Raw genomic sequence first — 24,050 nt, forward strand, 5'->3', positions numbered from 1 at the left:
GGGCAGGCGGTAGCCGCCCCTCGGGCCCGGGGAACGGTGTGGCGGTGGTGCGGGAGTGCGGGAGTGCCGGGAGTGCGGCGGCGGCGGGGCCGGCCGGTTCAGCCGGCGGCGGCCCGGCGGGCCGTGCGGCCGGAGACCTGCACCCGGTCGATCCGGCCGGTGGCCGCGTCGCGGTGGAAGCGTCCGCCGGGCTCGGGGCGGCCGGTGTCCGGGTCGAGCAGGTCGTAGGAGAGGTCGGAGTAGCAGCGCAGCGGGAGCGGCAGGTCGCCGTCCACCGAGAGGGTGGCCGGTCCGTCGCCGGCCGACTCGACCCGGTAGCGGATCGAACCGTTGCGGTAGTCGCCCGCGCACTCGGCCAGGGCCGCGGCCTCGGCGAGCGGCACGGGGCCGGCGGCGCCCACCGGATCGATCGCCGCGGGCACCCGCACCCCGACCAACTCCTGGAGTTCGGCCGCGAGTTCCCGCCAGAGGGCGGTGGCGGCGCCGGCGTTGCCGGTGAAGGCGACCACGACGCCGCTGTCCGGGTCGGCCCGCAGGTGACAGGAGGTGCCCATGGCGTTGCCGTCGTGGCCGCACCAGAGCCGGCCGTCCTGCCGGTAGAGCGCCACTCCGGCGCCCCAGCCGTCCGCGAGCGCTCCGGGCCGGGCGCCGGGCAGGGCGCGGCGCATCAGCTCGGCGACGTCCGGGGGCAGTGCCTTGGCCCGGCCGACCAGGGCGGCGCCGAGGGCGGCGAGGTCCGCGGCGCTCGCCAGCAGGGCCCCGGCCGGGGCCTCCAGCGGGGCCAGGTTCTGCCGGACCGCCCGGGCCAGGCCGGTCGCGGCGTTGAGCGCGTGGCCGGTGGCGACGGGCCGCCCGGGGGCGGCGGTGTCGACGAACACCGCCGTGGTGCCGAAGGGTTCGAGCAGCAGGGCGCGCACCGCCTCGCGCCAGGGCATCCCGGTCACCGTCTCGACCAGGCGCCCGGCGGCGACGTAGCCGGCGTTGGAGTAGGAGAAGTCCGTCCCGGGCCGGAACAGCGCGTCCGGGGCGGTGCACACGGCGGAGAGGTAGCGCGTCGCGGTGGTGCGGGCGGCGGCGTCGGAGTCCGGCCCGGTGGGCAGTCCGCCGGTGTGGCCGAGCAGGTGGCGAATCGTTACTTCAGGCAGCTGTCTCAGCTCCGGAAGGTGCTCGGCCGCCGGTTCGTCGAGGTCGAGGTCGCCGTCGTCGGCGAGCAGCAGCACCAGGGCGGCGGTGTAGGGCTTGGTGAGCGATCCCACCGGGACGGCGGTGTCCTCGGTGAACGGCTCCCCGGTTCCGGTGTCCGCCACCCCGGTGTGCAGGGCGACGGTCTCCGCGCCGGTGTCCAGCACCAGTTGGGCACCGGGCACCCGGTGGGCGCGCGCGAGCGCGTCGAGCCGGTGCTGCAGCTCGCTGCGCGGGAGGAGCGGCGCCCGTTCTCGGACGGGCGCCGGGCTGGCGTACGGCATGACGGTAGCTCCCACTGGTTCTCGGCCGCGGGCGCGCCGGGCGCCGCGGTGGAATTGCGGATTGGTGTGCGGCACAGCGGGAATTCCCCGGCCTTCGGTGCCGTCTGCTCGATGCGCCCAGTTCAGGACGCGCGGGAACTCAGGACGCGCGGGAACGAGGGGATTCGGCGCACGCCCGGCCCGCGCCGGCCGGCCGCCCCGGGAACGGGAATCCCCGGGCACCCGCCGACCGCGCGCCGTACCGGCCACGCGGAGCCGTTCCGGGGACGCACCGTCGCGCCCGGGGCGGGCGGTACGAATGCGACCGGAATTCCCCCGCCGGGCGGTGAACGGCGGCCCCGCACAAGGGCGCGCGGTGAACCGCGAACCGGCCGAATACCCCTACCCCACCGGAACGATCCAACAGAAACCCGTCCCCCGTCGACGGACCGCTCTCCCGGCCCCCACCTGCGCAATGGCCGTATCCGGCATGTCCATCCCCCTTATTCGCGATCCACCCCCGCGCCCGCCGCGCGGTACGCGCCGACGCGGCCGAGGAGTCGCGCAATCCCTGCCGTCCCGAACGTCCGGACGACGAACGCGCAACAGTCTTCACGGCGGCTCAGCCGCTCGCAACCCCTACCGATTGAACGGAAAGTGGCCCCATCGGTAATCGGAACCCCAAAATCCCAGGTGCGACTCCCGGCCGTGGCCGGAACGGCCGATGTGGGGCGCACATTCTTTGGCTGAAAATACAAGGTTCAGATCTCACCAGTCACTCGAACAATCATTCGCGGCAATATTCGAGTGATTTCCCGGGCGCCTGTGACGGATGTGTCGGAACGCGACGGAATCAACCGGGTGTGTCGCGAGTGACACCACCCGGCCCCGCCAGCAGCCCCAGGGCCGCCTCGACGAGCGGGCCGGGAGCCGGGCCGACGTCCAGCACCGCGCCCCGCTCGTCCGGCTGGAGCGGCTCGAGCGCGGCGAGCTGCGAGTCGAGCAGCGAGCGCGGCATGAAGTGGCCGGTGCGCCCGCCGATCCGCTCCGCCAGCAGCTCGCGGCTGCCCGTCAGATGCAGGAAGAAGGCGTCCGGGCAGGCCTCCCTCAGGGTGTCCCGGTAGCGCCGCTTCAGCGCGGAGCAGGTGATCACCCCGCCGCCGCCCGCCGCGTCCCGTTCGCCCAGCCACCGCCCGACGGCCCGCAGCCAGGGCCCGCGCCGCGCGTCGTCGAGCGGGATGCCGGCCGCCATCCGGGCGATGGAGTCAGGACGGTGGAAGTCGTCCCCGTCCGCGAAGGGCACCCCCAGCCGCTCCGCGAGCAGCCTGGCCACCGTGGACTTGCCCGTGCCGGCCACCCCCATGACCACGACGCACGGGGTGCGGCGCGCACCACCGAGGGGCATCGGAGCGCCTACCACCACTTCACGGGCGGCCCCTGCGACCCGGCCGGGTACTCGTCCAGCGGAACCAGGCCCCGCTCCCAGCCGGTCAGCACGGGTTCCAGCACCCGCCAGGCCTCCTCGGCCTCGTCGCCGCGGATCGACAGCGCCGGATCCCCGTTCAGGACGTCCAGCAGCAGCCGGCCGTAGGCGGGCAGCTGCTGCGGCTCCATCCCCGCGGTCATCAGGATCGGCGCCAGCCCGTGGGCGTGGGCGCCGATGCCGGTCAGCTCCAGGGCCAGCCCCTCCGGCTCCAGCTCGAACCGCAGCACGTTGGGCCGGGCCTCCCCGCTGTGGCCGAACGGCAGGTGCGGCACCGGGCGGAAGTGCACCGCGACCTCCTTGCGGTCCTCGCCCAGGGCCTTGCCGCTGCGCAGCCGGAACGTCGTACCGGCCCACCGCCAGCTGTCCAGCTCCAGTTCCACCTCGGCGAAGGTCTCGGTGCGGCGCTCCGGGTCGACGCCCTCCTCCGCGGCGTAGGCGGGGACCTCACGCTCCCCGATCCGGCCGGGCAGGTAGCGGGCCCGCCGGGTGCGGTGCAGCACGTCGTGCTCGGTCAGCGGCCGCACCGAGCGCAGCACGTCCACCTTGCGGTCGCGCAGGTCCCGTTCGCCGAGCGTGATCGGCGGTTCCATCGCCACCAGGCAGAGCAGCTGCAGCAGGTGGTTCTGGACCATGTCCTTGAGCGCCCCGACGTGGTCGTAGTACCCGGCCCGGCCCTCCAGTGCCAGCGTCTCGTCCCAGACGATGTCCACGTGGGAGATGTGGGTGCTGTTCCAGATCGGCTCCAGCACCCGGTTGGCGAGCCGGCTGCCGAGCACGTTCTGGACGGTCGTCATGGCCAGGAAGTGGTCGACCCGGAACACCGCCCGTTCCGGCACCAGGTCGGCGAGCAGCCGGTTCAGCTCCTGCGCGCCCGCCAGGTCCTCGCCGAACGGCTTCTCCAGGACGATCCGGCTGCCGGCCGGCAGGCCCGCCGCGTGCAGGGCGGTGACCACGGCCGGGAAGAGCGCCGGCGGGAGCGCCAGGTAGACGGCCACCGGCCCCTCGCCGGCGACCACCGCGGCGACGTCGGCCGGGTCGGTGACGTCGGCCCGCCGGTAGTCCAGGGCGTCGAGCACCGCCTTCCTGGCGTCGGCCGGCAGGTCCCCGCCGTGCCGGTCGAGCCGCTCCTCGGCCCAGGCGCGGTACCGCCCGGTGTCCCAGTCCTCCCGGCTCGCCCCGGTCACCCGCAGCGAGTCGCCGACGTGCCCCGCCGCCCGCAGCGCGGCCAGTGCCGGCAGCAGGAAGCGGGCGCTGAGGTCCCCGGTCGCGCCGAGGATCGCGAGCCGGTCGATCATCCCCGCCCACCCCTCGCCCGGCCGAGGCTGACGCCGCCGGCGATGATCCCGATGTGGCTGAACGCCTGGGGGAAGTTGCCCATGAACTCTCCTGTGGACGGGTTGATCTGCTCGGACATCAGCCCCAGCGGGCTCGCCCGGGAGCACAGCGAGGCGTACAGCTCCTCGGCCTCGTCGATCCGGCCCTGGCCGACCAGGTTGTCGACCAGCCAGAAGCTGCACAGCACGAAGGCGCCCTCGTCGCCCGGCAGGCCGTCCGGGGACTCCTCGTGCAGGTAGCGGTGGAGCAGCCCGCCGCCCGCCGACAGCCGCTCGCTGACGGCCGCGACGGTCGCCACCATCCGCGGGTGGTCGACCGGCACCACCTGGCGCAGCGGGAGCGCGAGCAGGCTCGCGTCCAGTGCGCCGCCGCCGTCCAGGTGGGCGCTGAGGGTCCTGGCGTCCTCGTCCCAGGACTGCTCCAGGATCAGCCGGCGCAGCTCCTCGGCCGAGGCGCGCCAGCGGTCCGTCCGGGCGGGCAGGCCGAGCCGCTCGCCGATCTGCGCGGCCCGGTCCAGGGCCACCTGGCACAGGCCCGCCGAGTAGGTGAACACCCGGCCCTCGCTGCGCACTTCCCAGATGCCCTGGTCCGGCTGCCGCCAGGCCTGCGCGGCGGTGTCGGCCAGCCCGGCCAGGCCGTCCCACAGCCCGGGCTGGATCTCGCCGCCGGCCCGCAGCCACTGGTCGGCGCAGTCCAGGATCTCGCCGTAGACGTCGTGCTGGCGCTGGTCGGCCGCGCCGTTGCCCCAGCGCACCGGGGCGGAGCGCTGGTAGCCCTCCAGTTCGCCGTCCTCGACCTCGTCCGGCACCAGGCCGCCCCGCAGGTCGTACATGATCCGGGGCCCCCGGCTGGCCTCGAAGGCGTCGAGGACCCAGCCGAGGAAGGCGTCGGCCTCGCCGCGGAAGCCGATCCGGCGCAGCGCGAACACGGCGAAGGCGGCGTCGCGGATCCAGCTGTAGCGGTAGTCCCAGTTGCGGATCCCGCCGATCGGCGCGGGCAGCGAGGAGGTGGGCGCCGCGACCAGCGAGCCGTTGGCCCAGTCGTCGCAGAGCTTCAGCGTGATCGCGGCCCGCCGGACCAGGGGCTCCTGGGGGCCGTCGTACGCGAAGTGCCCCATCCAGCGGCGCCAGGCCTCGGCGGTGCCCTTCAGGGTCGCCTCGGCGTCGAAGCGGTGGTGCCGGTGGAAGCGGCCCCAGGAGAGCACCAGGTCCAGGTGTTCGCCCCGGCGCAGCTCGTGGGTGCTGTGCAGGCCGCTCAGCGGGCGGTTGGAGCGCAGGTGGAGCCGCAGGTCCGGGCGCCGGTTCGGCCGGACCTCCAGTCCGCTGAACAGGGCCCTGGCCTGGGCGCCGCCGCGCGGCTCCAGCTCCGCCCGCAGCCGGACGCTCCCGTCCACCACCACGGCCGAGCGCACCAGTTCGCCGCGGTCGGCGGGGGCGTCGTCGGTGAGGTCGGCGCCGGAGCGCACGGTCAGCGCGTCGGTGACGCGCACCAGGCCGGTGGGGCAGCGCAGTTCGGTGGTCAGGACGCCGGTGTCCGGTTCGTAGCGCTGCCTGGCCTCGACCAGTTCCTCCGGGGCGAGGGTGAAGTGCCCGCCCCGGGCGTGGTCCAGCAGGCCGCAGAACAGCGGTTCGGAGTCGAACCGGGGCAGGCACATCCACGGGATGGCGCCGTCCAGGCCGACCAGCGCGGCGGTCGCGCCGTTCCCGATCAGGCCGAGGTCCTCCAGCGGCAGGTAGCCCTTGCGCCGGCGGACCGGCCGGAACGGTGGATCGGGGTCGTACATGCCGTCTCGCTTCCGCAGCGCCGGGGGTTCGATCACCGCGGACACGGTCCGCGGGGGGCCGTTCAGAAGCTGATCATCACCTTCACGACGTCCTCCAGCTTCTTGTCCGACACCTCGAAGGCCCGTTCCATGTCGTCGAAGGCGAACTCGTGGGTCGTCATGTGCGACGGGTCGAGGCGCCCGCCGGCGAGCACCCGCAGGAGCCGCTCCATCCGCAGCCGGCCGCCCGGGCAGAGCCCCGTCGCGATCGTCTTGTCCGCCATGCCGACGCCCCACTCGACGCGCGGGATGCGGACGAACTCGCCCTCCCCGAAGTAGCCGGTGTTGGAGATGGTGCCGCCGGGCTTGGTGACCTTGACGCAGGTCTGGAAGGTCGCGTCCGCGCCGAGCGCCTCGATGGCGGTGTCGACGCCCTGCCCGCCGGTCAGCTCCATGATCCGCTCGACCACGTCCTCCCGGGTGAAGTCCACGATCTCGTCCGCCCCGTACGTCCGCGCGAGCTTCTGCCGGCTGGGCACCGACTCGACCCCGATGACCAGGCCGGCGCCGCGCAGCCTGGCCCCGGCCGTCGCCATCAGGCCGACCGGCCCCTGGGCGATGACGGCGACCGTCCCGCCCACCGGGATGGCGCCGTGCTCGGCGCCCATGAAGCCGGTGGAGAGCATGTCGGCGCAGTAGACCGCGTCCTGGTCGGAGATGGCGTCGGGGATCGCGGCGAGGTTGGCGTCCGCGTCGTTCACGTGGAAGTACTCGGCGAAGACCCCGTCCTTGAGGTTCGCGAACTTGAAGCCGCCGAGCGGCCCGCCGGACTGCGAGGAGTGGCCGTTCTGGGAGGCGAGGTCCCCCCAGTCGGGCGTGATGGCACCGACCAGCACCCGGTCGCCGGGGCGGAAGTCCTTCACCTCGCTGCCCACCTCGTGCACCACGCCGACCGCCTCGTGCCCGAGGGTCAGGTTCTCCCGGGGGCCGATGCCGCCCTTGACGGTGTGGGAGTCGGAGGTGCAGATGAGCGCCCGGGTCGTGCGCACCACGGCGTCGTTCGGACCGGGCCGCGGCACGGGCTTCTCCAGGAAGCCGACCCGCCCGATCTCCTTCATCACGAAGGCCTTCACTGGCCCGTCCTTCCTGTTGCCGCGCCACCACGGGGCTGTCGCACCACCACGGGGCTACGGGGCCGCACGGATCCCGCCCCACCGGGCGGCCGTGACCGGCCGCGCGGCCAACGGCTCCCACGTTCCCGGGGATCGGGCCGCTGCGCGATCCGGCCGCCCCCGGCAGCGGTGCATTCCGGTGAAAAAACGCGTGCTCCTGCCCCGGGCGCGGCGGGGGCGGCTGCTAGCGTCTGAGCGCGCACGACGGGACGGCGCACGACGGACGGCGGACAGCGGAGGTTGCGATGGCGGACAGCGGCGCGGAGCGGGCCTTCATCGGGTCGTTCACCTCGACGGGCGGGCGCGGGATCGTCCTGGCCTCGCCGGATCCCAGCACCGGGGCCCTCACCGCCACCGGTGTCGTCGCCGCCGTCGACCCGTCCTACCTCGCGCTCGGGCGGGCCGCGGACGGCGGCCCGGTGCTCTACGCCGTCTCCGAGACCGCGCCGGGCGCCGTCACCGCCTACGACATCGCCGGTCCGGTGCCCCGGCCGCTCGGCGGCCCCGTACCGGTGGACGGGGACGAGCCCACCCACCTGAGCGTCAGCCGGGGCCACCTGCTGACCGCCAACTACGGCTCCGGCAGCGTCAGCGTGCTGCCGCTCGCCGCCGACGGCACCCCGCGGCCCCCGAGCGGCGTCCTGCGCCACCGGGGCAGCGGCCCGCACCCGGACCGCCAACGGGGCCCGCACGCCCACCAGGTGCTCCCCGACCCGTCGGGGCGCTGGGTGCTCAGCGTCGACCTCGGCACCGACTCGGTGCGGATCTGCGCCCTGGACCCGGCCACGGGCGGGCTGACCCCGCACGGGGAGAGCGCACTGCCGCCCGGCACCGGGCCGCGCCACCTGGCCTTCCACCCCTCGGGCCGGCACGCGTACGTGCTCGGCGAGCTGCGCCCCGTCGTGACGGTCTGCCGCTGGGACGCCGAGGCCGGGGCGCTCGAACCGGTCGCGGAGGTCCCGCTGTTCCCCGACGGCGTCCAGGGCCCGGTCTCCCCCTCGGCCCCGGTGGTCTCCCCCGACGGCCGGTTCCTGTGGGCGGCGGAGCGCGGCACCGACACCATCGTGGTGCTCGCCCTGGACGGGACGGGCGAGCGGGCCCGGGTGCTCACCTCGGTGCCCTGCGGGGGCCGCTGGCCGCGCGACCTGGTGCTGGGCCCCACGGGCACCCGGCTGTACGCGGCGAACGAGCACTCCGGCGACGTCACCTGGTTCGACGTGGACGGCGTGACGGGCGTCCCGCGCCGGGTGGGCTCACTGGCCGTCCCGTCGGCGTCCACGGTGCTCTTCGTCTGAGGCCTCCTCACCGGAGGACGGCTCCCGGGCCGGCGGGCCGCTCACTGCTCCTCGTCGCGGACCACCACGACCGGGACGCTGGCGTGCCGGGTGCAGTGCTGGGCCACCGAGCCCAGCAGCATGCCCTTGAAGCCCCCGAGGCCGCGGCTGCCGACGACCAGCAGGTCCGCTCCCCGGGCCGCCTCGACCAGTGATCCCGCCGGGGAGCCGTAGCGCGCCTCGGTGCGCACCTCGACCGGCGGGTCCTCCCCCACGGCCTGCCGCACGGCCCGGTCGGCCTCCTGGCGCGCCCGGCCCTCCAGCTCCCGCTCGTCGGTGGCCGCCGGGGGGAACCAGCCGCGCGCGCCGTGGTACGTCGGGTACTCCCAGGCGATCACCGCCACCACCGCGCCGCCGGTGAGCTCCGCCTGGCGCACGGCCCAGCGCAGCGCCCGCTCGGACGACTCCGAGCCGTCCACCCCGACCACGATGCGGCCCTTCTCCTCAGGCTGGTCGGCCATGACTCCTCCTCGACTCGACGGCGGCGGAGGATCGCACCGGTCGGTGGTCCGCCGTCACCGGGCTCCGGGTCCAGCCTGGTACCGACCACCCCGGGTGCGCAGTCCGGCTGGTCCGGGCGGGTGCGTGGGCCCCGGGTCGAAAGCGCGACCCGGGGCCCGGCTGCGGCACGGGATCAGCCGTCGTTCTCCGGCGACGGCAGGTAGGCGCCGGGCACGTCCTCCGGGGCGAGGACCGCGTCCTCGCCCGGGTACGGCGTGGTCCAGTTGTGCGTCTGGTACCAGACCAGGTGCTCCATCTGCGCCGGGTTGGCGTGGTCCGGCACCGCGTTCGGGCCGGTCAGCCGCTGCTGCGACTTCCAGGCGTCCCAGCGGGCCGCGACGGCCTGCTCCGCCGCCGGCGGCGCGGTCGTGGCCGGCGCGGCCGCCGCCCGCAGGTCCTGCTGCCCGGGCACGTCGAGGCCGCAGGAGGGCGGGGTCCTCAGGCCGTCGGTCAGCGCCGTCCGGTTGGGCACCGCGTCGAACGGGGTGTAGTCCGGCCGGTCGGTGAAGGCCGTGGTCATCGGGGTGGCCGCGCTGTCCTTCTGGTTCATCGGGTGGATCCCGAGGATCTGCTCGATGGTGCGGACCATCGTGATCTGCGAGTAGTAGCGGCTGTCCACGGCGCCGTGCTGCGCCCAGGGGCTGATGATCTGGATCGGGGCGCGGTGGCCGTCCACGTGGTCGAGGCCGGCCTGGGAGTCGTCCTCGACGACGAAGATCGCCGAGTCCTTCCAGTACTCGCTGTGGCTGATCTCGTCGATGATCCTCCCGGTGGCCAGGTCGTTGTCGGCGACCTGGGCGGCCGGGCTCGCCGGGCCTCCGGTGTGGTCACTGGAGAGCCACAGCATGTTGAGGTCGGCCGGGCCGTTCTGCTCGAAGTCCTGCTTCCAGATCTGGTAGCGGTAGAGGTCCGGCACGTCGGTGTCGAACTTCGGGAAGCCGGGCACCGAGACGCTGTTGAGCGAGGGGATCGGCGAGGAGGACTTGAGGGCGTAGGCGCTGCCCTGCCCGGTCTCGTCCATGGTCCTGGCGTCGCAGTACAGGTTCTGCCAGGTGGCGTCGGCGGGCTTGTCCAGGAACTGGTGGAACTCGCCGAAGTCGCGGACGGTCCGGCCCGCGGCCTGCGCGCCCGTCCACAGGAAGCCGGAGCGCTGGTGGCCGAGGGCGTCGTCCTCGGTGTCGTAGCTGCGCTCGTACTCGCCGGCCGAGGACTCGGTGTACTCCGGATTGTCCGCCTGCATCAGCCAGTTGTGGCCCTCGGCGGAGTTGGTGCCGATGTCGTAGGTGTTGTCGTAGAGCCCGAACTGCTCGGCCAGCGCGTGCTGGTTGGGCGTCACGTTGGCGCCGAACTGGGCCAGCTTGGGATCGCCGTTGCCCTGGGCGACGTCACCGAAGACCTGGTCGTAGGTCCGGTTCTCCTTGACGAGCAGGAAGACGTGCTTGATCGGCGACGGGTCCCCGATCCGCTTGGGCACCGGCTCGGCCTTCGCCTTGTGGCCGTTCGCGAGCTTGACCGCGTTGTTGGTCCAGCCGTTCTGCCGGAAGACCCTGGCCGTCTGGGAGCGGATCTCCTTGTCGCCGGGCAGCGTGAAGGAGGTGAGGCTGGAGGTGGTGTCGTGGGTCTTGTGGGCGCCGGTGCTGTTGGGCCGACGGGCGTCGATGCCACGGGTGTTGGAGACGATCACCTTGGAGCCGACGGTGGCGACCTCCGCCGGGAAGTAGTCCGTGGGCAGCAGGCCGACGTAGCTCACCGGCTCCTGCGCGCCGGCGAAGCGGTAGACGGCCACCGCGTTCGCCCGGCCGAGGGTGACCAGCAGGCGGCCGTCCTCGGTGAGCGTCACCGCGGTGGGCTCGTAGCCGACGGAGGCCTCCGGCCACGGCTTGGTGGAGATGGTCTGGACGACCTTGTCGTGCGCGGTGTCGATCACCGACACCTCGTCACTCGCGGTGTCGGCGACGAACAGCACGCCGTTCTTCGCGTACAGCGCGGTCGGGTGCAGGCCGACGGGGATGGAGCCGACGGCCGCGGCCGGGGACGCGAGGTCGATCACGCTGACCGTGCCGGTGGTGGTGGCGGCGGTCGCCGGGTCGGCCGGCACCTGGGTGCCGTACGAGTTGACCGTGGTGTCCTCGGCGGTGGCCGCCCGTCCGCCCTCATTGGAGACGTACAGCTTGCCGCCGACCCGCACGACGCCGCGCGGCGCGTTGCCGACCGTCCAGCTCTGGCTGACCGCGCCGCTCGCCGCGTCGATCGCGACCACCCGGTTCTGCCCGTTGACCGCCGCGTACACGGTCGAGCCGTCGGCGGAGAACACCGCGCCGGAGGCGAGCGCGTGCTTGTCGCCGTCGGCCGGGATCGGCACCGCCACCGGCTTGGCGAGCGTGCCGTCGGGCTGCACGGTGAACCGGGTGTAGCCGTCCAGCTGGCCCAGCCACAACTGCTTGCCGTCCGGCGAGTAGACCGGGGACTCCTGGCCGACCGAGCCGTTGGGGATGCGCAGTTCGTCGGCCTTGTTGGTGCCGACGCGCTGCTGCACCTTTCCGGTCTTCAGGTCCACCACGACCAGTGCCGCGTCGCCGTCGGCGACCGCGGCGGCCAGGTGGCCGCCGTCAGGGCTGACCGTGGAGCCCATGATCTTGCCGTTGTTGATCACTTGCCGGCTGCCGTACGGGGCGAGGTACTGGTCGCTGGAGATCACCAGGCCGTCGGCGGTGGTCTGGCCGACCCGGTCGGTGCCGAACTGCTGGGTGCTCGCGAAAGCGGTGCCGGTGGCCACGGCCACCGCCGTGATGCAGGCCGTGGCGAGTGCGGCCCGGCGGCCCACCCGGCGGCCGAGGAGGACCACGTGCTCGTTCCGGCTGCGTCGACGACGCGTTACCTGCATGGCGTCAGCCCTTCGTTGGGTTCGGTGCGTTCGTTGGGGAAGCGAGCAGTGCGACCTGGCCGTCGAACTGCCACAGCGGGTTCGGTGCGTCCCCGGCCGGGGTGTGCACCAGGAAGTAGCCGTTCACTTCCTTCGGGCCGTCGCCGTCGGCCATCAGCCGTCCGTCCGAGGCCACGTCGAGCTGGTAGACGGCCGTCCCCGGCGCGTCCGTCCCGGGCAGGTGCCAGGTGACCACGCAGCGCCAGTCGTTGCCCGGCCCCTCCGGGTCGACCTGGCCGTCGCCCCGCTGGCAGGCCGCGCCGGCCCGCAGCTCGGCCTCCGTCACGGCGGGGCGGTGCAGCTGCTCGGTCTGCAGCCGGTACAGGTGCGCGAACACGGTGGCGACCTCCTGCTGGACCTTCGCCTGGGAGATCCCCGAGCCGGTCGAGGGGGTGGCCGCCGCGACGGCGCCGGTGGTCAGCGCGAGCAGCCCGGCCAGCGGCAGCACCCCGTAGGAGAGCGCGCGGCGCCCCACCCCGTCCTCGCTGCCGGTGGTGAAGTCCCGCCGGACGAAGAGCAGGTAGGCCGCCGCGGTGGCGACCGCGGCCCAGACCAGGCTGACCGCGACGGCGACCAGCAGTTCGTCGAGCCGGCCCGGTTCGGCGAACAGCCCGTTCCAGGCGACGAAGGCGTAGCCGGGCAGGGCGAGGCGCAGCGCCACCGGCAGCGGCAGCACCTGGGCGAGCTGCATCGCGACCGCCGCCAGCGCGGGGACCAGCAGCCCCATCGGCGAGCGGCCCAGCAGGACGGAGCCGAGCAGCCCGAGCGCCGCCAGCGCCAGGGTGGGCGCCAGCGCGCAGGCCCAGGCCAGCAGGACGCTCCCGGCGGCGTCCGACGGCGACAGCAGGTGCCCGTCCACGCCGACCAGCGGCTCGTCGCCGACCGCGGCGAGACCGCCGACCGCGCCGGAGGCCGCCAGGGCGACCACCAGCAGCACGATCACGGTGACGCTGGCCAGGGCCTTCGCCGCGAAGATCCGCCGCGGCGAGCGGACCGTCACCAGCAGATGGCGCCAGGTCCCGAGCCGGTCCTCCGCGGCGAAGACGTCACCCGCGACCACGGAGGTCAGCAGGGGCAGCGCCCAGGAGCCCGCGAAGCCCAGCACCACCAGCGGCCCGGCCCAGCCGGTGGCGTGCATCCAGCGGCCGAACAGGGTGTCGGAGGGCAGCGTGCCCTGCTGGGCGACGGCGGCGGTGAACAGCGCCGGGGCGGTCAGGCAGGCCAGCATCAGCAGTCTGATCCGCCACTGCGAGAGCAGCTTGACCAGTTCGAACCGGTACACCCGGGCCACCGGTACCGGGCGGGCGCCTGGTTCGGCGGCGGCGACGACCGCCGTGCGGCCGACTGCGGTTGCGTTCATCGCCCGTCCTCCTGCTGCTCGGTCAGGGCCAGGAACGCCGCCTCCAGCGGCGGCACCACCGGTGCGACCTCGCGCACCCGTACGCCCGCGCGCACCAGCGCGGCCACCAGCTCCTCGACGGCCGGTCCGGACGCGCGCACCACCGGCGCCCCGGCCGTACGTCCCGTCCCGGCTGCGGCCAGGACCCGCACCCCGGCGACGGTGGCGGCCACCCGCCGCGCGGCGGCCGGGTCGGAGGTGAGCAGCCGGTGGTCGAGTTCGCGGTGCTCCGCGGCCAACTCGGCGAGCGGGCCGGAGAAGCGGACCCGCCCGGTCGCCAGGATGGTGACCTCGTCGCAGAGTGCCTCCAGGTCGTCCATCCGGTGGCTGGAGAGCACCACCGTGACGCCGTCGGCGGCGAGCCGCCGCAGCGCCCCGTGCACGTGCTGCTTGCCGGCCGGGTCCAGGCCGTTGGACGGCTCGTCGAGGACCAGCAGCCGGGGTTCGGTGAGCAGCGCCGCGGCCAGTCCGAGCCGCTGCCGCATGCCCAGCGAGAAGCCCCGTACCCGGTCGTCGGCGACCTCGCTCAGGCCGACCTCGGCCAGCACCGCGTCGATCCGGTCGGCCCGGTCGCTCTGCCCGCGCAGCGTCGCCAGGGCGGCGAGGTTCTTCCGTGCGGTCAGCGAGGGGTAGAGCCCGGGCCCGTCCACGAAGCCGGCCACCCCGTGCGGTGCCGGCAGCGCCCGGCCGACCGGTCTGCCCAGCACCTCCAGCTCGCCGTCGTCGGCGACGGCCAGCCCGAGCAGCAGCCCGAGCAGGGTGGTCTTCCCGGCGCCGTTCGGCCCGGCCAGCCCGTGGATCCGTCCCGGTGTCAGCTCCAGCCCGACGGCGTCGAGCGCGACGACGTCGCCGAAACACTTCGTCAGTCCACGGGCGCGTACGGCAGGTTGGGTTTCCTTCATGGCTCCTTCTCGAAGTTCCCCAGGGAACCTAGGGGGTTGACCTGCCGCCGTCAGGAGCGCGCGGTTGAACACCGCTGGAACAGCAGCGGCCGGCGCTGTGGCGGTCCTGCGATCGCTTCCCGGGGTGCGGCGGCCGCGGACGCACCGAGTGGAAAGGTTCACATGAAAACGGATATCGTTTCGCTGGATCTCCCGCACCGAACCGGTTGCGGAGCCCGATGAACATGACAAACATGGGCGGAAGGCGAAGCCTCGAATGCGCACGGACACGGCGGGAGTCGGGATGCGAGTGGACGCCGCCCTGGCCGGCGCCTGGGTGGACCGCTGGGAGCGCCAGCAGGAGCGGTACGCGGTGGAACGCGAGGAGCGGTTCACCGTCATCGCCGACGTCCTGGAACAGACCGTCGGCCGCCGGCGACGGCCGCTCGTCGCGGACCTCGGCAGCGGCCCCGGCTCGCTGTCGGCACGGGTCGCGGCCCGCCTGCCGCACGCCGAGATCCTCGCCGTCGACATCGACCCGCTGCTGCTCGCCCTCGGCCGCGCCCGGCACCCCGAGATCGCGCGCTGGGTCGAGACCCTGATCGGGCGGCCCGGCTGGGTCGAGGACCTCGGCCTCGACCGCCCACTGGACGCCGTGGTGTCCACCACCGCGCTGCACTACCCGCCGCCGGACGCGCTGCTCGGGATCTACCGCGACCTCGCCGGTGTCCTGCGGCCCGGCGGCGTCCTGGTCAACGGCGACCACCTCATCCCCGAGGACCGGCCGCTCGCCGAACTCGCCCTCGCGATCGGCCGCCGCCGCGCCCAGCGCAAGGGCACCGGCGCCGCCGAGGACTGGTCCCAGTGGTGGGCCGCGGCCGGGCGGGTCCCCGAGTTCGCCGACCTGCTGACGGCCCGCGAGCGGCAGTTGCCCCCGACCGACGGCCCCGGCAACGGCCTGTCGGCGGCCCGGCACGGCGAACTGCTGCGGGAGGCGGGCTTCCGCCAGGCCGGACCGGTGTGGCAGTACGGCACCAGCTCCGTCCTGGTCGCGCTGCGCTGAGCCCCGCTCACGGCCCTTGTGGATAAGGCGGGTTCCGGATCGGCACAGTCTTTGCGATGGCGTGACAGAAAGCGCCCTGTCGATCACCCAGGGAAAGGGTTACCGTTGCCCGAGGTCGCCGACGCCTCCGCGGTGGGAGCCGCGCGCGGGTGTCCGACCGCCCGCGTGCCACACCGACGCGCGGACCGCCGGGGGGACGAGGGCCGACACGGGGCAGCCTGTCGGCGGCTGCGGCCCCCGCACGCCGACTTCTCAGGGAGAGCTGGTTTCGCATGCGGCCCTTACCGCTGTATCTCGAACCACGACTGGAGGCCCCGCTCCGATCCCTCCTGGAGGAACACGACCTCCTGCACACGCTGACCGACGCCCTGGGCTCCCCCCTCAACCTGCTCCTGCCCGAGCAGATCGCGGACAACCTGGCCCGCTTCCAGGCCGTCTACCGCAAGCACCACCTCACCGGCCGGATCCACTTCGCCCACAAGGCGAACCGCTCCAGCGCCCTCGTCCGCCGGCTCGCCGCCACCGACGCCGGACTGGACGTCGCCTCGCTCGCCGAACTCCAGCACGTGCTCGGGGCCGGCTGCGCACCCGACCGGATCATGGCGACCGGGCCGAAGAACCGCGAGTACCTCTGGCTGGCGGCCCGCACCGGCGTCACCGTCCACCTGGACTCCCGCGCCGAACTCGACGAGCTGGCCGACCTGGTGCGCAAGCACGCCCTGCCCCCGGTGCGCGTCATGCCGCGGCTGTCCGGCTTCCGGGCCCCGGGCGTCACCGTGCTCACCCGGCCGAGCCGGTTCGGCACCGACGTCGCCGAACTGGACGAGCTGCTCGACGCGCTGGAACGCCACCGCGACGCCGTCGAGACCACCGGCGTCGCCTACCACCTGGACACCACCGGCATCGCGGAGAAGGCCGTCGCCCTGGAAACCTGCATCACGGTGATGAACGAGTGCCGGCGCCGCGGCCTGCACCCCCGCACCATCGACATCGGCGGCGGGTTCGGCGTCAACTACCTGGCCGACGCCGCCCAGTGGGAGCGGTACACCACCGAACTGGCCGACGCCGTCCTGGGCCGGCGGCCCCCGCTCACCTGGCAGGGCCACGGCTACGGGCTGCGCGCCGAGTCCGGCCGGCTGCGCGGCGCCCTCGGCCTCTACCCGGCGCACCGCCCGGTGGCCGCCGAGGCCTACCTGGACGAGCTGCTCTCCCACCCGGCGCCCACCCTCGGACGGCCGCTCGGCACCCTGCTGCTGGAGAACCTGTACGACCTGGCGGTGGAGCCCGGCCGGGCCCTGGCCGACCAGTGCGGGGCGACGCTCGCCCGCGTCCTGGAGGTCCGGCACACACCGGCCGGCGCGTGCCTGGTGCGGCTGGAGACGAACGCGCGGGACGTGGGCCTGGAGGAGCACGGGGTGCTGATGGACCCGCTGCTGATCCCCCGACCGGGTACCCCGTCCGCGCCCGGCGGCCCGCCCGAGGAGCCGGTCGGCGTCCACCTGATCGGCAACCTCTGCCTGGAGACCGACCTGATCACCCGCCGGACGGTCTTCCTGCCCCGCCTCCCCGCCCCCGGCGACCTGCTCGCCTTCGCCAACACCGCGGGCTACCTGATGGACTTCGGCGCCGGCGAGGCGCTGCGCCAGCCCGTCGCGCGCAAGGTCGCCGCGTACCGGCAGGACGGCGCCTGGCGGTGGCGACTGGACGAGCAGTACTGGCCCGTCGACGTGGCGGCCGCAGGACACCGGGGGGACGGACACGCATGAGGTACGACAGCATCACCGACGCGATCGGCAACACCCCGCTGGTCCGGATCGACCCGGCGGTCACCGGCCTGCGGCACGTCGACCTGTACGCCAAGCTGGAGCTGCTCAACCCGTTCGGCTCGGTCAAGGACCGCGCCGCCTGGAACATGACCCGCGAGGCCCTCCCCGGCGCCGTCGAGCGCGGCGAGACCATCGTGGAACTGTCCAGCGGCAACACCGCCAAGGCGCTCGCGCTGATCGCCGGCATGCACGGACTGCCGTTCAGGAGCGTCACCAACCGGATGAAGGTCCCCGAGATCAAGGACCTGCTCCTGCTGCTGGGCGCCGAGATCGAGGAACTGCCCGGCCGCACCGAGTGCCTCGACCCGACCGACACCGACGACCCGCTCACCCGCATCCACCGGATGCTCTCCGAGAGCGGCTCCGGCTACCTGCACACCGACCAGTACTACAGCCGGCTCAACCTCGACGCCCACCTCACCGGCACCGGCCCCGAGATCGTCCGGGACCTCGACGGCCGCGCCCCGGACCACTTCGTCGCCTGCGTCGGCACCGCCGGCTCGTCCACCGGCGTCGCCGCCGTGCTGCGCGCCCACGACCCGGGCGTGGAGGTGGTCGGACTCGTCGCCCACAAGTCCGACTTCATCCCGGGCATCCGCACCATCGACGAGGTGCACGAGGTCGGGCTGTTCGACCCGGCCACCTACGACTCCATCGCCACCGTGACCGCCGACCAGGCCATCGACGGCATGCTCACCCTGGTGCGCCGCTGCGGCCTGCCGGCCGGCCCGACCGGCGGCGGCGCCTACTTCGGCGCGCTGCGCCACCTGCGCACCGTGGACGCCGAACTGGCCGAGCGGGGGACGGGCGAGCGGCACACCGCCGTCTTCATCGTCTGCGACCGGGTGGAGAGCTACCTGAGCTACATCCGCCGGCGCCGGCCCGAACTGTTCAACCAGCCCGCCCGGCCGAACTCGGTGGGCACGGTGACCCCCGCCGAACTGGCCGCCGCCCGGGTCGTCGACGTCGACGCCGCGCGGAAGTGGATCGCCGAGGAGCGCCCGCTGGTGGTCGACCTGCGCGGCCCGTTCGCCTACGCGGCGCTGCACATCGAGGGCTCGATCAACATCGTCGACGAGCTGTTCGACGAACTCCTGCACGGCGGCCTGCCGTTCGGCACCCACCAGCCGGTGCTGCTGGCCTGCCCGGTCGGCGAGAAATCGGCCACGTACGCGGCGCTGCTCACCCGGATGGGACACCGGGACGCGCGCAGCCTGGCCGGCGGCATCATCGCCTGGCGCGACGCGGGCGCGCCGCTGGTCCGGGACTGAGCGGAGGCGGCCCATGACCACCCTCGACGAACTCCGCGACTGGCACCGCGGGCTGCGGGCACAGTTCCCCATCATCACCGGCAACCCCGAGCAGGCGTACCTGGACAGCGCGGCCACCTCGCAGAAGCCCCGGGCGGTGCTCGACACCGTCCAGCGCTACCTGACCACCGGCAACGCCAACGCCGGCCGCGGGACGTACACCTGGGCCAACGCCACCACCGCGCTGGTGGAACGCACCCGCACCCGGGTCGCCCGCTTCCTGGGCGACCCGGCCCCGCAGCAGCACTCCGGCGTCCACTTCGTCAGCGGCGCCACCGAGGGGCTGCGCGCGGTGGCCCTGGACTGGCTCCCCCGCCACCTGCGGGACGGCGACGAGATCATCGTGCCGTTCGCCGACCACCAGGCGAACGCCCTGCCCTGGCTGGAGGCGCAACGGCTGCTGGCCCGCCAGGGCGTGCGGATCACGGTGCACGAGCTGCCGTACGACCCGGCCTCGCACGACTACGACCACCACGCGCTGGCCGAACTCGTCACCGGGCGAACGGCGTTCGTCGCCGCCACCCATGTGCACCACGTGTACGGCGGCGACATGAACGTGCACCGCATCCGGGCCGCGGTCGGGCCCGGGGTGCCGATCTGCCTGGACGCCGCGCAGAGCGTCGGCCACCTGCCGGTGGACGTCGCCGCGCTGGACGTGGACTTCGTGGTCTTCTCCGGACACAAGGCGATGGCGCTGCCCGGCACCGGCGCGGTCTGGGCCCGCAACACCCGGGGCCCGGCCTTCGCCCCCGGCGGCTGGAGCGGCACGCCCAACACCAGTGGGATCGCCGGGCTGGAGGCCGCCCTGGACTGGCTCGACGCCGCCGGGCCGGAGCGCATCCGGCGGTGGAACACCGCCCTGGCCGCCCGGCTCACCGACGGGCTGCGGACCCTGGAGCCGTACGAGGTCCTCGGCTGCCAGTCGAGCCTGGCCGCGGACTCCGCGGTCCAGCAGCGCGAGGGCATCGTCACCTTCCGGCACCGCGGGATCGGCTCCAACGACCTGGGCTTCGTCCTCGCCAGCCACGGCCTGATGGTGCGCTGCGACGGCCACTGCCAGGCGCGGGCCGGCGAGAGCGAGAGCTCGGTGCGGGTGAGCCTGCACATCTACAACAGCCCGGAGGAGGTCGACCTGCTGCTCTCCGTCCTGCGCTCGCTGTAGGGCGTGTCTGACAATTCGCGCCAGGCAGGCGACGGGAATTGTCAGACACGCCTGGGCCTGTCCTGGGACTCGCGCCGTCACATCCGCTGGAGGTTGCGCACCAGTCCGGTCATCTTCGGCGACGGGGCGACGTTGAGCTCCCGCTGCAGGAACGAGCGGTAGTGCTGGTAGGAGCGCAGCGCGCTGGCGAGGTTGCCCTCGGCGAGGTGCACCTCGACCACGATCCGGTGGGCCGTCTCCCGGACGGGGTCGATGGCGATCGCCGCCAGCGCGGTCTGGAGAGCCGGCAAGTAGCGCTCCTCGTCGCACAGTTGGTGGGCCAGGCCCTCCAGGGCGTACAGCCGCAGCTGGTCCCAGCGCTCGCGCTCCAGGGTCAGCCACTCCTCCTCCCAGCCCGGCAGCAGTTCGGCGGAGAGGTCGTCCACGAGCTCGTCGCAGCCGGCCGGCAACCGGTCCGCGCCGGCCACGACCCGTTGCGCGGAGCGGCGCGCGGAGCGCAGGTCCACCCCGACGACGGGTGCGAGGCGCAGCCACTGCCCCGGGCTCTCGATCGCGATGGCCCGGCCGCGTCGCCGCGCGTGGTAGAGGGCGGTGCGCAGGTTCGCGGCCGCGCGGTACTGGGTGCAGTCCGGCCAGAGCCGTTCGGCGGCCGCGCCGCGCTGGACGCCGTCGTCGTGCAGGGCGAGGAAGGCCAGCAGGTGCTGCGCGCTCACCGGGAGGGAGACACAGCCTCCCGCGTCGGTGGCCTCGAAGCCCCGCAGCAGTTCGATGCTCGGACCGTCCCACAACACACCCCCACTCTGCCGCGCCGCGCCGTCACCCGCACCCGTTCGGGCGCGCACCGGTTGCGGCCGAGGCCTGTCACCGCCGTGTCCGTACGGCCCCGGCCCGGCGTCACGCGGACGTCGTACGGACGTTGCGGCACCGTCACGGTGACGCCGAGGCGGCGTCACCGCCGTCGTCGCCGACCGTCACGACCGCGCCCCCGGCCGACCGGCCGACACCCTAATGGGCCGCCGCCGAACGGGTGTTGGAGGGGGACGCCGTTTCACCGCGGGCACCCGGACCGGTCCGCGGACCGGCCGACGGTCACCGTGCGTGCATCCACCGGCCCGTGGCACGGAGCATGGCGGGAGCGGCTGCGCCACGAGGACGCGACGCGCCCGCGACGGCACCCACGCGCCGGCCGTGACGCTCCCCGGCACACCCGGGCGACGCCCGGCCCGTTGACTGGCACCACCTGCCGCCCCGGTGGAGCGCACCCGACGCCCCGCCCGACACCGGAAAGGCGATGCCCCATGAAGGCCCGATCGGTGCTGCGCGACGTCCGCGCCCCCGAGGAGGAACTCCTCGGGGACCCGGCGGTGTGCATCGCGGTCCTGGACGGTCCCGTCGATCTGTCGCACCCCTGTTTCGAGGGCGCGGACCTCACCCGGCTGGACACGCTCGTCGCCGAACCGGCCGGCTCCGGCCCGATGTCGCTGCACGGCACCCATGTCGCGGGCCTGCTCTTCGGCCGGCAGGACAGCCCGCTGGCCGGGATCGCCCCGCACTGCCGCGGGCTGCTCCTGCCGGTCTTCACGGACGCGGGCGAGGGGCGGGTGCCCCAACTCGACCTGGCCAGGGCCGTCGAACGCGCCGTGCAGGAGGGCGCCCACGTCATCAACATCAGCGGGGGCGAGATCGGCCGGGGCACCGAGCCGGAGCCCATGCTGGCGAAGGCGCTGCGGCTGTGCGACGAGCGCGGGGTCCTGGTGGTCGCGGCCGTCGGCAACGACGGCTGCGACTGCGCCCAGGTGCCGGCCGCCACCCCGACGGTGCTCGCCGTCGGCGCGGCCGGCCCCGACGGCGAACCGCTGGACATCAGCAACTGGGGCTCCGCGTACGCCTCCCACGGCCTGCTCGCCCCCGGGCGGGACATCGAGGGCGCCGCCCCGGGAGGGGGGAGCGCCGCCCTGACCGGCAGCAGCTTCGCCACACCGCTGGTGTCCGGGGTCGCCGCCGTGCTGGTCGGCGCGCAGGTGCGGGCGGGGCGCCCGGCCGACCCGCGGGCGGCCGGCCGGGCCCTGCTGCGGGGCGCGCGCTCCGTGCCCTGCGCACCCGCCGAGGCGCCGGAGTGCCGGCGCCGGCTGGTCGGACATCTGGACGCGGCCCGGGCGTACGAGCTGATCACCCACGCGGACGACCTGACGGACCGCCCGGTCCGCGCCGGGACCACGGCGGCGGCCGCCCGCCGCGCCACCCTCTCCCCCGAGGTCGGGGTCGCCACGGCCGGCGCACCCTCGCCAATCGGGACCTCCCCACACGACTCGCACGAGGGAGCCAGCACCATGGACACCCAGAGCGTTCCCGCCGCCACCCCCGAGGCCCTTCAAGCCGCCCAGCTCGCAGCGGCCGCGCAGGCGGCCCCTGCCGCCGCCCAGGCCGTGCCGGACCCCGAGGCCGTTCAGGCCTTCCTGGCCGCGCAGAGCGCACCGTTCGAAGCCGTCACCCCGGCCGCAGCCGTCGCCGGGGTGACGGGCGCCACCGCCGCGGGCGCCCAACCCCTGAGCCCCGCCCCCGTCCCGCCGCCCGAAGCGGTGCACGCGCCCGCCCCGGCCATGCCCGCGCCGCCAGTCGGCGCCACGGCGCTCGGGCAGGCCCCGGCGGCCCCCTGCGCGTGCCAGGGCGGCGGACCGTCGACGGCCGGGCTGTCGGGTGCCGGGCCGTCGATGGCGGGGCCACCGGGCGGCTCACCCGCGGGCGGCGGCGTCCGACCCTCCTGCGCCTCCACCAACAACCGCCCGTTGGTCTACGCGATCGGCGAGATCGGCGTGGACTTCCTGACCGAGGCCCGCCGGGACAGCTTCCGCCAGCTGATGCCGACCATCCAGGTGCCCGACCCGGACCATCCGGGCGTGACGAAGGAGCAGCCCGCCAATCCCTACAGCGCCGAACAGCTGCACGCGTACCTGACCGCCAACCCGTGGGCCTCCGACAAGGTCACCTGGACGCTGAACCTGGACAGCACGCCGCTCTACGCGCTGGAGGCCGAACCCGCCGCCGGCATGGACTGGGCCACCGACCCCCTCGTGTTCATCGGGGCCACGAAGGCGGACGTGCAGGCGATGATCGACGACCACTCCAAGCTCGCGGACGCCCTGCTGGCCCTCGCCTCGCCCGCTCGCCCGGTCTCCACGGTCTACCGGTCGTTCCGGGACGCGCACTACGGCCAGCACCTCCGCTCGGACAAGGACGACCAGTTCGTCTCCCGGATCTCGATACCAGGGCGGCTGACCGACCGGACCGTCCGACTGTTCTCCGGGCAGGTCGTGCCCGTGGTCGAGGTCAAGAGCCGTGGCATCTTCATCTGGCATCAGAAGCAGCTGGTGGACACGGTGGTGGAGGCCGTCATGAAGCAGGCCCAGGACGAGCACCTGACGGTCAACGAGGACTACGTCCGCAAGACCATCGACACCTTCCTCGACAAGCTCTACTACCAGTTCCGCAACCTCGGACAGACCTCCGCCGACCGGGCGCTCAACGCCGCCGGGACGAACGCCTACTCGATCGCCGGTCCGATCAGCAAGGCCATTCTGCTGGGCCAGAGCGTCCCCAGCACCACGACGGAACCCAGCCAGCCGATCTCGCTCTACTGCATCGACACCATCTCTGTGGAGAAGAGCCCGTACTGCCGCATGGGATCGGACTGCCAGGACGTGAAGGTGACGTTCTTCGACCCCGAGAACGACCGGCGCGCGCGGGTCTCCATGCTGTTCACGATGGACGTCAGCGACGAGTACCCCGTCACCCTGGCGCCGCCCCACCAGTTCCTGGAGAGCTGAACCCCAGACACCGCCGGCACCCACGCCGACGGAACGGCCCCACGCCACCCCTCAGGAGGAGGCGGATCATGAGAACCCCCGCACCGGCCCCCAGGATCGCGCCCAGACTGCCGGTCCTCGCCCCGCCGGTCCGCAGGGACGGCCGGGACGAAGCCGGCCGCCTGCCCGACAACCCGGGCGCCGCACCGGCCCGGTCGGTCTGCGCCGACCTCCCCGGCCCGGCCCGGGGCATGTGCTACGCCGCCCTCTGACGCCCCGCCCCGACGGGCCCCGCCGAGGACGGAACGCGACCAAACGGAACAACCGACACGACGAGAAGGGATGAGCAGAAATGACCAAGGAAGAATTCCGCGAGGAGCACCGGGAGTGGTCCCCCACCCCGCAGCTTCCGAAGCTCGCCCCGCCGGTGGACCGCACCGGCCGCACCGGCGGCGCCCTGGGCGGCACCCCCGGTGTCGAGGCCGACGCCTGGTGGGACCAGGCCCTCAACATCGGCGGCAGCCTGCTCAAGTCGTTCCTCTGATGAGGCACCCCACGCCGGCGACGGGCCCCGAACGGTCCGGCGCCGGCCACCCCGCCCGGTGACGCGGCCACGCACGACCGGCCACCGGAACACCGGACAGGAGA

Annotated in this window: 18 protein-coding genes; 8 read left to right on the forward strand and 10 right to left on the reverse strand. The window is 74.2% G+C overall.

From position 1 onward, the window contains the following. Positions 1-98: 98 nt before the first annotated feature. From ACGF13_RS32200 to ACGF13_RS32220, 5 genes are all read right to left on the reverse strand, one after another. A complete protein-coding gene (locus tag ACGF13_RS32200) occupies positions 99-1,466 on the reverse strand; it encodes a serine hydrolase domain-containing protein (RefSeq protein ID WP_392881999.1) in 1,368 nt (455 codons plus the stop codon). A gap of 832 nt (positions 1,467-2,298) precedes the next feature. Further along, positions 2,299-2,850: a gluconokinase gene (locus ACGF13_RS32205; protein ID WP_392882001.1), complete on the reverse strand. Its 552-nt coding sequence runs from the start codon at positions 2,848-2,850 to the stop codon at positions 2,299-2,301. An 8-nt stretch (positions 2,851-2,858) separates the two neighbouring features. Beyond that, positions 2,859-4,226 (reverse strand): glucose-6-phosphate dehydrogenase, encoded by a 1,368-nt coding sequence (locus ACGF13_RS32210; RefSeq protein WP_392882003.1) that lies wholly within the window; start codon positions 4,224-4,226, stop codon positions 2,859-2,861. Further along, positions 4,223-6,049 (reverse strand): glycoside hydrolase family 15 protein, encoded by a 1,827-nt coding sequence (locus tag ACGF13_RS32215; RefSeq protein ID WP_392882265.1) that lies wholly within the window; start codon positions 6,047-6,049, stop codon positions 4,223-4,225. The genes ACGF13_RS32210 and ACGF13_RS32215 overlap by 4 nt, the downstream gene beginning before the upstream one ends. 62 nt (positions 6,050-6,111) lie before the next feature. Next, the gene (locus ACGF13_RS32220; protein WP_392882005.1) at positions 6,112-7,161 is read right to left on the reverse strand and encodes an NAD(P)-dependent alcohol dehydrogenase; all 1,050 of its coding nucleotides are present in this window, start codon (positions 7,159-7,161) and stop codon (positions 6,112-6,114) included. Positions 7,162-7,445: 284 nt separating this feature from the next. On the opposite strand from ACGF13_RS32220, the gene ACGF13_RS32225 reads away from it, so the two are divergent. Beyond that, positions 7,446-8,495 carry a lactonase family protein gene (locus ACGF13_RS32225; protein WP_392882007.1) on the forward strand — a complete coding sequence of 350 codons (1,050 nt, stop codon included), beginning with the start codon at positions 7,446-7,448 and terminating at the stop codon, positions 8,493-8,495. A gap of 41 nt (positions 8,496-8,536) precedes the next feature. On the opposite strand, the gene ACGF13_RS32230 is transcribed toward ACGF13_RS32225, so the two are convergent. From ACGF13_RS32230 to ACGF13_RS32245, 4 genes are all read right to left on the reverse strand, one after another. After that, entirely contained in the window at positions 8,537-8,995 is a 459-nt protein-coding gene (locus tag ACGF13_RS32230) for a universal stress protein (protein ID WP_392882009.1), read from the reverse strand. Positions 8,996-9,168: 173 nt separating this feature from the next. Beyond that, entirely contained in the window at positions 9,169-11,919 is a 2,751-nt protein-coding gene (locus tag ACGF13_RS32235) for an alkaline phosphatase family protein (protein ID WP_392882011.1), read from the reverse strand. 4 nt (positions 11,920-11,923) lie between these two features. After that, positions 11,924-13,318 (reverse strand): ABC transporter permease, encoded by a 1,395-nt coding sequence (locus ACGF13_RS32240; RefSeq protein WP_392882014.1) that lies wholly within the window; start codon positions 13,316-13,318, stop codon positions 11,924-11,926. Then, on the reverse strand, positions 13,315-14,259 hold the full coding sequence (locus ACGF13_RS32245; RefSeq protein ID WP_392882017.1) for an ABC transporter ATP-binding protein: 945 nt from the start codon (positions 14,257-14,259) through the stop codon (positions 13,315-13,317). Before ACGF13_RS32245 ends, ACGF13_RS32240 begins: the two co-directional genes overlap by 4 nt. A gap of 283 nt (positions 14,260-14,542) precedes the next feature. Here ACGF13_RS32245 and ACGF13_RS32250 point away from each other — a divergent pair, with 283 nt between their 5' ends. The 4 genes from ACGF13_RS32250 (at position 14,543) to ACGF13_RS32265 (ending at position 19,599) form a co-directional block, all read left to right on the forward strand. Next, complete coding sequence (locus ACGF13_RS32250) at positions 14,543-15,301, forward strand: class I SAM-dependent methyltransferase (RefSeq protein ID WP_392882019.1); 759 nt, start codon at positions 14,543-14,545, stop codon at positions 15,299-15,301. A gap of 272 nt (positions 15,302-15,573) precedes the next feature. Continuing rightward, positions 15,574-17,067, forward strand: a complete 1,494-nt coding sequence (locus tag ACGF13_RS32255) for a Y4yA family PLP-dependent enzyme (RefSeq protein ID WP_392882021.1) — start codon at positions 15,574-15,576, stop codon at positions 17,065-17,067. Beyond that, complete coding sequence (locus tag ACGF13_RS32260; RefSeq protein WP_392882024.1) at positions 17,064-18,398, forward strand: pyridoxal-phosphate dependent enzyme; 1,335 nt, start codon at positions 17,064-17,066, stop codon at positions 18,396-18,398. Before ACGF13_RS32255 ends, ACGF13_RS32260 begins: the two co-directional genes overlap by 4 nt. Before the next feature lie 13 nt (positions 18,399-18,411). Further along, positions 18,412-19,599, forward strand: a complete 1,188-nt coding sequence (locus tag ACGF13_RS32265; protein ID WP_392882027.1) for an aminotransferase class V-fold PLP-dependent enzyme — start codon at positions 18,412-18,414, stop codon at positions 19,597-19,599. A gap of 77 nt (positions 19,600-19,676) precedes the next feature. On the opposite strand, the gene ACGF13_RS32270 is transcribed toward ACGF13_RS32265, so the two are convergent. After that, on the reverse strand, positions 19,677-20,390 hold the full coding sequence (locus ACGF13_RS32270) for a BTAD domain-containing putative transcriptional regulator (RefSeq protein WP_392882030.1): 714 nt from the start codon (positions 20,388-20,390) through the stop codon (positions 19,677-19,679). A gap of 507 nt (positions 20,391-20,897) precedes the next feature. On the opposite strand from ACGF13_RS32270, the gene ACGF13_RS32275 reads away from it, so the two are divergent. From ACGF13_RS32275 to ACGF13_RS32285, 3 genes are all read left to right on the forward strand, one after another. Beyond that, positions 20,898-23,423 (forward strand): S8 family serine peptidase, encoded by a 2,526-nt coding sequence (locus tag ACGF13_RS32275; RefSeq protein ID WP_392882032.1) that lies wholly within the window; start codon positions 20,898-20,900, stop codon positions 23,421-23,423. Positions 23,424-23,491: 68 nt separating this feature from the next. Then, positions 23,492-23,674 (forward strand): hypothetical protein, encoded by a 183-nt coding sequence (locus ACGF13_RS32280; protein WP_392882035.1) that lies wholly within the window; start codon positions 23,492-23,494, stop codon positions 23,672-23,674. Positions 23,675-23,754: 80 nt separating this feature from the next. Continuing rightward, a complete protein-coding gene (locus ACGF13_RS32285) occupies positions 23,755-23,946 on the forward strand; it encodes a hypothetical protein (protein ID WP_392882038.1) in 192 nt (63 codons plus the stop codon). The last annotated feature ends 104 nt before the right edge of the window (positions 23,947-24,050 follow it).

It is taken from the genome of Kitasatospora sp. NPDC048286, from assembly GCF_043201735.1.
Taxonomy (GTDB): Bacteria; Actinomycetota; Actinomycetes; order Streptomycetales; family Streptomycetaceae; genus Kitasatospora.